The sequence below is a fragment of the Rodentibacter sp. Ppn85 genome (assembly GCF_001999335.1).
GTDB lineage: Bacteria > Pseudomonadota > Gammaproteobacteria > Enterobacterales > Pasteurellaceae > Rodentibacter.
The window spans coordinates 1-7,180 of record NZ_MLHS01000092.1 but is presented as its reverse complement, the minus strand read 5'-3'; the positions used below and the strand labels follow the sequence as shown (position 1 = coordinate 7,180).

Genomic DNA, 7,180 nt, shown 5'->3' with positions numbered 1-7,180 from the left:
TCATTATATACGCCTTTATATTTATTGCCTTAAAAAACAAAATAACATTTAATATATAAGCCAATACTTAAATATTATTTAATTTAATATTTAAGTATTGTAAAAATAGAGATTAATACTTTAAATCTTAAAAACCCCCTTTAGAATATAAGGAAATTATTTTATGGGGAGGGTATTTTTTATGCAATTCATAAAAATTGTTCTTGTTGGAATCGGGCAAATTTTTTTACAAAAAAACGGTTTATCAGGTCTCATCATCTGTATTGCCATGTTTTTCAGCCATTGGGCTCTAGGTATCGGTTGTTTACTGGGCGCTATCATCGGCACATTAACAGCGATTAAACTCAATTATCCTAAAGAAGAAATCAAACAAGGTTTATACGGTTTTAATGCTAGCCTTGCTTTTATGTGTACCATGTTCACCTTTGGGTTAAACGGCGTTTCATTCCTTGTCTTTCTGTTAGGTGTTATCAGTGCAGTTGTCGCAACCTTGGTTATGCGAGAATTTACCAAAAGAAATTGGGTTGCCTACACTTTTCCTTTCGTGTTCACCTGTTGGATTTTTTGCTGGGGTATCTCACAAATCGGGTTATTCGGTTTATGGCAAACCACGCCGGAGCTTGTGGATCACACCGCAACATTAGAATCCATCAAACAACCCTTTTATGCATGGGCGGAAGTCAATTTTGGCAGAAGCCTCATCACAGGTATTCTGTTATTTATCGCTATCGCCATCAGCTCGCCAACTGTGGCGACTTGGGGAATGAGTGCAACGATCATCAGCCCTACATTGGCGGGTTTTCTGTTTGATATTGAACCAAATCAATTGGCAAACGGCATTTATAGTTTCTCTGCAATTTTGCTTGCCTGCGCCTTTTCCGGCAACCGATTCCGAGACCTTGTTTACGTAATTTTCGGCATTATGCTTGCAATTTGTATCCAATTTGGCGTGGAAAAAATCGGTTTAGCCCCTTATACTATCGGCTTTATTGTTACAGCTTGGTTTGTTCTATGGATTAAAGGCAAAGTCGATCACAGCAAAGTAAGTTCGGAAAAACTCAGTAATTTATTTAATCCATAAAAAAGAGAGAAGACAACTATGCATTTAACATCAAGAGAACAAGAAAAATTAATGCTTTTTCTTGCAGGTGAGCTTGCGGCAAAACGCAAAGCCCGTGGCGTAAAATTAAACTATCCTGAATCTATCGCTTATATTGCCAGCCATTTACAAGAGGCTGCTCGTGATGGTATGACAGTAGCAGAAGTAATGCAGTACGGTGCAACGCTTTTAACTGTCGATGATGTTATGGAAGGCATTCCCGAAATGGTACACGAAGTGCAAATTGAAGCAACCTTTCCCGATGGTACAAAACTCGTTACCGTACATAATCCAATTAGATAATTCAGGTTAAACACTGCTACTAAGGAAGAATTGTAGTTGAAGTGGTAAAAGTCAATGAAAAACAACCGCTCTTTTCTCCCTTTGTAAACGAAACAAAACAAAGGAATAAACACAATGATCCCAGGTGAATACAAATTAGCAAATGGTGATATCCATGCAAATATTGGACGGAACACCGTAAAAATCGACGTCGTTAATAAAGGTGATCGTCCAATTCAAGTTGGATCACATTACCACTTTTTTGAAACCAATAACGCCCTTGAATTTGACCGCACTTTAGCCCGTGGTATGCGTTTAAACGTACCCTCAGGCAATGCAGTGCGTTTTGAGCCGGGTGAGGTCAAAACCGTGGAGTTAGTAGAATTTGGCGGAAACAAAGTGATTTACGGTTTCCATAATAAAATCGACGGCAAATTGTAGGGGGAAATAATGGCATTAACAATTCCAAGAGCCCAATATGTCGCAACTTATGGCCCAACGGTGGGTGATAGCGTGCGTTTAGGCGATACGGATTTATGGGCAACCATTGAACAAGATTTACTCACTCAAGGTGATGAATGTAAGTTTGGCGGTGGAAAAAGCGTCCGCGACGGTATGGCACAATCCGGTACGGCAACGCGTGATAACCCCAATGTCCTCGATCTTGTCATCACTAATGTGATGATTATTGATGCGAAACTTGGCATCATCAAAGCGGATATTGGTATTCGTGACGGACGAATCGTTGGCATAGGCCAAGCCGGCAACCCCGATACAATGGACGGTGTTGCCCCAAATATGATTATCGGTGTCAGCACAGAAGTCCATAATGGCGCTAATTTAATTGCGACCGCAGGGGGAATTGATACCCACATTCACTTTATCTGCCCGCAACAAGCCCAACACGCCCTCGAAAACGGTACAACAACATTAATTGGCGGCGGTACAGGCCCGGCAGACGGTACGCATGCCACCACCTGTACACCGGGAGCGTGGAATCTGCAACGAATGTTTCAAGCGGCAGAGGCATTGCCTGTCAATGTCGGCTTTTTCGGTAAGGGTAACTGTTCAACTCTTGAGCCGTTAAGAGAACAAATTCGTGCCGGAGCGTTAGGTTTGAAAATTCATGAGGACTGGGGCGCAACACCGGCAGTCATCGATGCGGCACTGAAAGTAGCAGACGAAATGGACGTACAAGTGGCGATCCACACCGATACACTCAATGAGGGCGGCTTCTTAGAAGACACGATGAAAGCCATTGACGGACGAGTGATCCACACTTTCCATACCGAAGGCGCAGGCGGCGGACACGCTCCCGATATTATTAAAGCGGCAATATATCCGAATGTTCTTCCGGCCTCTACCAACCCGACCCGTCCGTTCACCGTAAACACCATTGACGAACATTTAGATATGTTGATGGTTTGTCATCATTTAGATAAGTGTGTACCGGAAGATGTCGCGTTCGCAGACAGTCGTATCCGTCCTGAAACCATTGCCGCAGAAGATATTCTGCACGATATCGGCGTATTCTCAATTATGAGTTCCGACTCGCAAGCAATGGGGCGTGTCGGTGAAGTGATCACCCGTACTTGGCAAACCGCAGACAAAATGAAAGCACAACAAGGCAAGATCGGTAGCGAAAGCAACGATAACTTCCGTATTAAACGCTATATTGCCAAATATACCATCAACCCGGCTATTGCTCACGGTATTGCTGATCACGTTGGCTCATTAGAAGTCGGCAAAATTGCCGATATTGTGTTATGGAAACCGATGTTTTTCGGTGTAAAACCTGAAACCGTTATCAAAAAAGGCTTGATTAGCTATGCCAAAATGGGCGATCCGAATGCCTCAATCCCTACACCACAACCTGTATTCTACCGCCCGATGTATGGCAGCCAAGGCAAAGCTACCGTCCAAACCGCTGTGTACTTCGTGTCACAAGCCGGTGTTGATGCGAAAATTAAAGAAAATTTTGGTATCGAAAAAGAGCTGATTGCGGTAAAAGGCTGCCGTAATATTGGCAAAAAAGACTTGGTTCATAATGATGCCACACCTGAAATTACTGTCGATCCGGAGCGCTACGAAGTTCGAGTGAACGGCGAACTTATCACTTGTGAACCCGTCGAGAAAGTGCCATTGGCTCAGCGGTATTTTATGTTCTAAGCAATATAATGAGGAATAAAGCATAAAATGGAAAACTCAAAAATTCGCCGCCGAGATCGCACCATAACCGATTACAATCAAATGTTAAAAATTATGGCGCAATGTGATGTTTGCCGTTTAGGTTTACGTGATGGAGAAAGTGTTTATATTGTGCCATTAAATTTTGGTTTTCATACAAACAACAACAGCCTAACGCTTTATTTTCATGGATTTGTCAAAGGTAAAAAGATAGATTTAATCCAACAAAATCCTATTGCCGCCTTTGAAATGGATCGTAAACATGAAATCGTTAAAGCAGAAACGGCTTGCAGTTATTCCTTTTTATATCAAAGTATTATAGGAAAAGGCGAAATTTCCATCATCGAAAATGAAGCTGAAAAAATCACTGCGCTACAGTACCTGATGGCAAACTATACACAAAAAAGCGATTGGCAGTTTGAGGAGCGAGAATTGCAAAAAATTGCTGTAATCAAATTGGAAGTCACAGAATGGTCTTGCAAAGAACACTAAAGTGCGGTCATTTTTAAAGCAAGATTTGTAATGATACGTCGATACGCCACTACTCAATTTTGTAATGATGGAAAAGGGAAAAAATAATGCCAAAACAATATCTTTTTAAATTAGTGAATGTCTTTGCCGAACAGCATTTTTCCGGCAATCCCTTAGCTGTGTTTCCTTTAGCCGATGGCTTAACTGATGATGAAATGCAACAAATTGCCAAACAATTTAATTTGAGTGAAACGGTATTTGCTTTTTCATCGCAAAATGCGCTTGCAGATTTACGTATTTTTACACCTCACTATGAACTGCCGTTGGCAGGACACCCAACTATAGGTGTATCTTGTTTGCTTCAGAACTTACATCATCTGCCGGAAAAATTTAGTTTAAATACCCGAGCTAAAATGATTGAAGTTAGAGCCAAAAACAATCAGGCTGAAATAGCTATTCAAGGTTTTGAGAAAAAAAACAGTCTTGCCGAGCAGTCGGAATTAGCCCAAGCGGTAGGATTAGAAGAAGAGCAAATTTACCCAACCGCTTATTGGTTAAACAGCGGCTCACCTCAATTACTCTTGCAACTGACTGATCGCAATGCTTTATCACAGGCTCACATTAATGGAAAAATGCTGGAAAAAATCTGTGAACGCGATCAGGGGCGTTCGGCGATTTATTTATGGTTTGAAGAAGGAGAAACGATTTATTCTCGCTTTTTCTATACCGACAATGGTGCTGTGTATGAAGATGGGGGAACCGGTTCGGCTTGCGCTAATTTAGGAGCTTATTATTTATCTTTAGGGCAATACCCATTAACGAGAAAAATTTTTCAAGGCGATGATATGGGTCGTCCGAATCGTCTCTTTCTTCGTCTTGATCAACAATAAATTATTCATGTGGGCGGTCAAGTTATTGAAGTCGGCGAGGGCTATTTTACATTGCCATAACATTACAAATTAAGTAATGAGGATTATGCTTAACCTAAGTTAGCTTATTACCTTTGGTTCTTATGGAATAAAGAAAAAATATGAAAATTATTAACCCAATTCTTCCCATTATGGAAAACATCTTGGGAAATTTAACCGACCTCCAACAAGAAGGTAAAATCACGACTCAAACCATTGAGCGTGTAGCGTTGCAGTGGTATGAAAGTGAACGCAATATTTTACGGAAAACCACTGATACAGGGCGTGAGGTGGCGTTTCGTTTGCTCAAAGAAGGGCAACGCTTGAAACATAATGATGTGGTGTTTATTAGCCATGAACTGGCAATAGCGATTGAAATTTTACCAAGTGAAGTCATCGTACTTTCACCGAAAACTTTACCTGAAATGGCGCGAGCCTGTTATGAAATCGGTAATAAACATTCACCGCTGTTTCTAGATGGAGATGAAGTCACCTTACCTTACGACAAACCGATGTTTGACTGGCTACAAGCCGCAGGATTTAATCCGCAAAAAGCAGAACGCCGTTTAAGCCAAGCGTTGCGTGCCAATTCCGCACAAGGACACGCTCATTCGCACGGACACGATCACGCTCATTCACACGGCAGTTATCATCACCACGGAGACGGAAATTGGCATCAGCATTAAACCGTAGTTTGGCCGACTTAGGCGCATTGCTACACTTGGTTGATCCAACCTTACCTATTGGCGGATTTAACCATTCCAACGGTTTGGAAACCTTTGTCCAACAACGTATTGTGGAAAACAAAGCTACGCTTGAAAACTATCTTCAAACCCAGCTGTTACAAAACTGGATTTACAATGATGGCGCCTATCTTTCCCTTTCCTTTGATGCAATGGAAAGTTACAATTTCGACTGCTTATGCGAACTGGATCGGGAACTTTCCGCCACTAAGGTTGCTCGTGAAAGCCGTGAAGGAAGTTTTAAGCTCGGCGTGCGGTTGCTCAAAATTTTCATTCGCTATGAAAATCATCCTGTTCTAACGGCATATCATCAAGCTATCACCGAAAAACGCGTACAAGGCTACTTCCCTATCGTGTTCGCCATGATCGCCCAAGCAATGGGCCTCACCAAAGCCGATACGCTCTATGCCTTTTATTACAACGCAGCCGTCGGTGTGATCACTAACGGTGTGAAATTAATTCCGTTAAGTCAAATGGACGGACAAGATATTTTGTTCGGCTTGCGTCAACCATTGCAACAAGCAGTAGAATTAAGCTTAAATCCGGATCTTGACTGGCTTGGCGCTGCCACACTCGCTAACGATATTCGGGCAATGCAACATGAACAGCTTTATACTCGATTATATATGTCATAAATAAATTTATTCATTTCTCCGTAAACGACGGAAGTCAAAAGTGCGGTCATTTCTAACCTATTTTTACTAAGGAAAACCAATGCGTAATTACATTAAAATCGGCGTAGCCGGCCCGGTCGGGGCAGGTAAAACGGCGCTAATTGAAAAACTCACTCGTGAAATTGCCGGCAAATACAGTATTGCAGTAATCACCAATGATATTTACACCCAAGAAGATGCGGAGTTTTTAACCAAAAATAGTCTGCTTCCCCCTGAACGTATTATGGGCGTGGAAACCGGCGGCTGCCCGCATACGGCAATCCGTGAAGACGCCTCAATGAACTTAGAGGCGGTTGATGAAATGGTAGCCCGTTTCCCTGATGTGGAAATCGTGTTCATTGAATCAGGTGGGGATAACCTTTCTGCCACCTTTAGCCCGGACTTGGCGGATGTCACCATTTTCGTGATCGACGTGGCACAAGGTGAAAAAATTCCACGTAAAGGCGGGCCGGGTATTACCCGCTCAGATTTACTGGTTATCAATAAAACCGATCTTGCGCCATTCGTGGGAGCAGATTTAAACGTGATGGAACGAGACGCCCACCGTATGCGTAACGGTCAGCCGTTTATTTTCACCAATCTGATGAAAAAAGAAAATTTAGAGGGGGTAATCGGTTGGATCGAAAAATATGCGTTATTGAAAAATGTAGAAGAACCAAGTTCTTTAGTAAGGTAAAAATAGGGCAAATCCCCATTTTCTACATATTATCGGTATTATGTAGCAGTTGCGCAAACTTAGATTTTATCTCATATGTAGGGACGCCACGCTGGCGTCCGTAAAAAATTAAATGATTTAGTGGACGCCAGCGTGGCGTC

9 protein-coding genes are annotated in these 7,180 nt (G+C 42.1%); all 9 read left to right on the top strand.

Annotated features, from left to right (window positions below):
* The first annotated feature begins 181 nt into the window (after window positions 1-181).
* The 9 genes from BKL51_RS11440 to ureG all read left to right on the top strand — a co-directional run bounded on the left by BKL51_RS11440 (window position 182) and on the right by ureG (window position 7,040).
* Complete coding sequence (locus tag BKL51_RS11440; protein ID WP_077466777.1) at window positions 182-1,081, top strand: urea transporter; 900 nt, start codon at window positions 182-184, stop codon at window positions 1,079-1,081.
* An 18-nt stretch (window positions 1,082-1,099) separates the two neighbouring features.
* The gene (ureA, locus tag BKL51_RS11435; RefSeq protein ID WP_059366413.1) at window positions 1,100-1,402 is read left to right on the top strand and encodes an urease subunit gamma; all 303 of its coding nucleotides are present in this window, start codon (window positions 1,100-1,102) and stop codon (window positions 1,400-1,402) included.
* 114 nt (window positions 1,403-1,516) lie between these two features.
* Entirely contained in the window at window positions 1,517-1,822 is a 306-nt protein-coding gene (gene ureB / locus BKL51_RS12215) for an urease subunit beta (protein ID WP_077466776.1), read from the top strand.
* 9 nt (window positions 1,823-1,831) lie between these two features.
* The gene (gene ureC, locus BKL51_RS11425) at window positions 1,832-3,550 is read left to right on the top strand and encodes an urease subunit alpha (protein WP_077466775.1); all 1,719 of its coding nucleotides are present in this window, start codon (window positions 1,832-1,834) and stop codon (window positions 3,548-3,550) included.
* A 27-nt stretch (window positions 3,551-3,577) separates the two neighbouring features.
* Window positions 3,578-4,060 (top strand): pyridoxamine 5'-phosphate oxidase family protein, encoded by a 483-nt coding sequence (locus BKL51_RS11420; RefSeq protein ID WP_077466774.1) that lies wholly within the window; start codon window positions 3,578-3,580, stop codon window positions 4,058-4,060.
* Between the two features lie 86 nt (window positions 4,061-4,146).
* Window positions 4,147-4,929, top strand: coding sequence for a PhzF family phenazine biosynthesis protein (locus BKL51_RS11415; RefSeq protein ID WP_077466773.1), 783 nt, complete (start codon window positions 4,147-4,149; stop codon window positions 4,927-4,929).
* Window positions 4,930-5,069: 140 nt separating this feature from the next.
* Window positions 5,070-5,633: an urease accessory protein UreE gene (gene ureE, locus BKL51_RS11410; protein WP_077466772.1), complete on the top strand. Its 564-nt coding sequence runs from the start codon at window positions 5,070-5,072 to the stop codon at window positions 5,631-5,633.
* Complete coding sequence (locus BKL51_RS11405; protein WP_077466771.1) at window positions 5,618-6,325, top strand: urease accessory protein UreF; 708 nt, start codon at window positions 5,618-5,620, stop codon at window positions 6,323-6,325. The genes ureE and BKL51_RS11405 overlap by 16 nt, the downstream gene beginning before the upstream one ends.
* A gap of 79 nt (window positions 6,326-6,404) precedes the next feature.
* A complete protein-coding gene (gene ureG, locus BKL51_RS11400; protein WP_077466770.1) occupies window positions 6,405-7,040 on the top strand; it encodes an urease accessory protein UreG in 636 nt (211 codons plus the stop codon).
* The last annotated feature ends 140 nt before the right edge of the window (window positions 7,041-7,180 follow it).

What these genes read in the sequence shown, in the direction of transcription:
- BKL51_RS11440 (WP_077466777.1), top strand. Translation starts at nt 182, where the DNA reads ATGCAATTCATAAAAATTGTTCTTGTTGGAATCGGGCAAATTTTTTTA.
- BKL51_RS11415 (WP_077466773.1), top strand. Translation starts at nt 4,147, where the DNA reads ATGCCAAAACAATATCTTTTTAAATTAGTGAATGTCTTTGCCGAACAG.
- ureB (WP_077466776.1), top strand. Translation starts at nt 1,517, where the DNA reads ATGATCCCAGGTGAATACAAATTAGCAAATGGTGATATCCATGCAAAT.
- ureE (WP_077466772.1), top strand. Translation starts at nt 5,070, where the DNA reads ATGAAAATTATTAACCCAATTCTTCCCATTATGGAAAACATCTTGGGA.
- ureG (WP_077466770.1), top strand. Translation starts at nt 6,405, where the DNA reads ATGCGTAATTACATTAAAATCGGCGTAGCCGGCCCGGTCGGGGCAGGT.
- BKL51_RS11420 (WP_077466774.1), top strand. Translation starts at nt 3,578, where the DNA reads ATGGAAAACTCAAAAATTCGCCGCCGAGATCGCACCATAACCGATTAC.
- ureC (WP_077466775.1), top strand. Translation starts at nt 1,832, where the DNA reads ATGGCATTAACAATTCCAAGAGCCCAATATGTCGCAACTTATGGCCCA.
- ureA (WP_059366413.1), top strand. Translation starts at nt 1,100, where the DNA reads ATGCATTTAACATCAAGAGAACAAGAAAAATTAATGCTTTTTCTTGCA.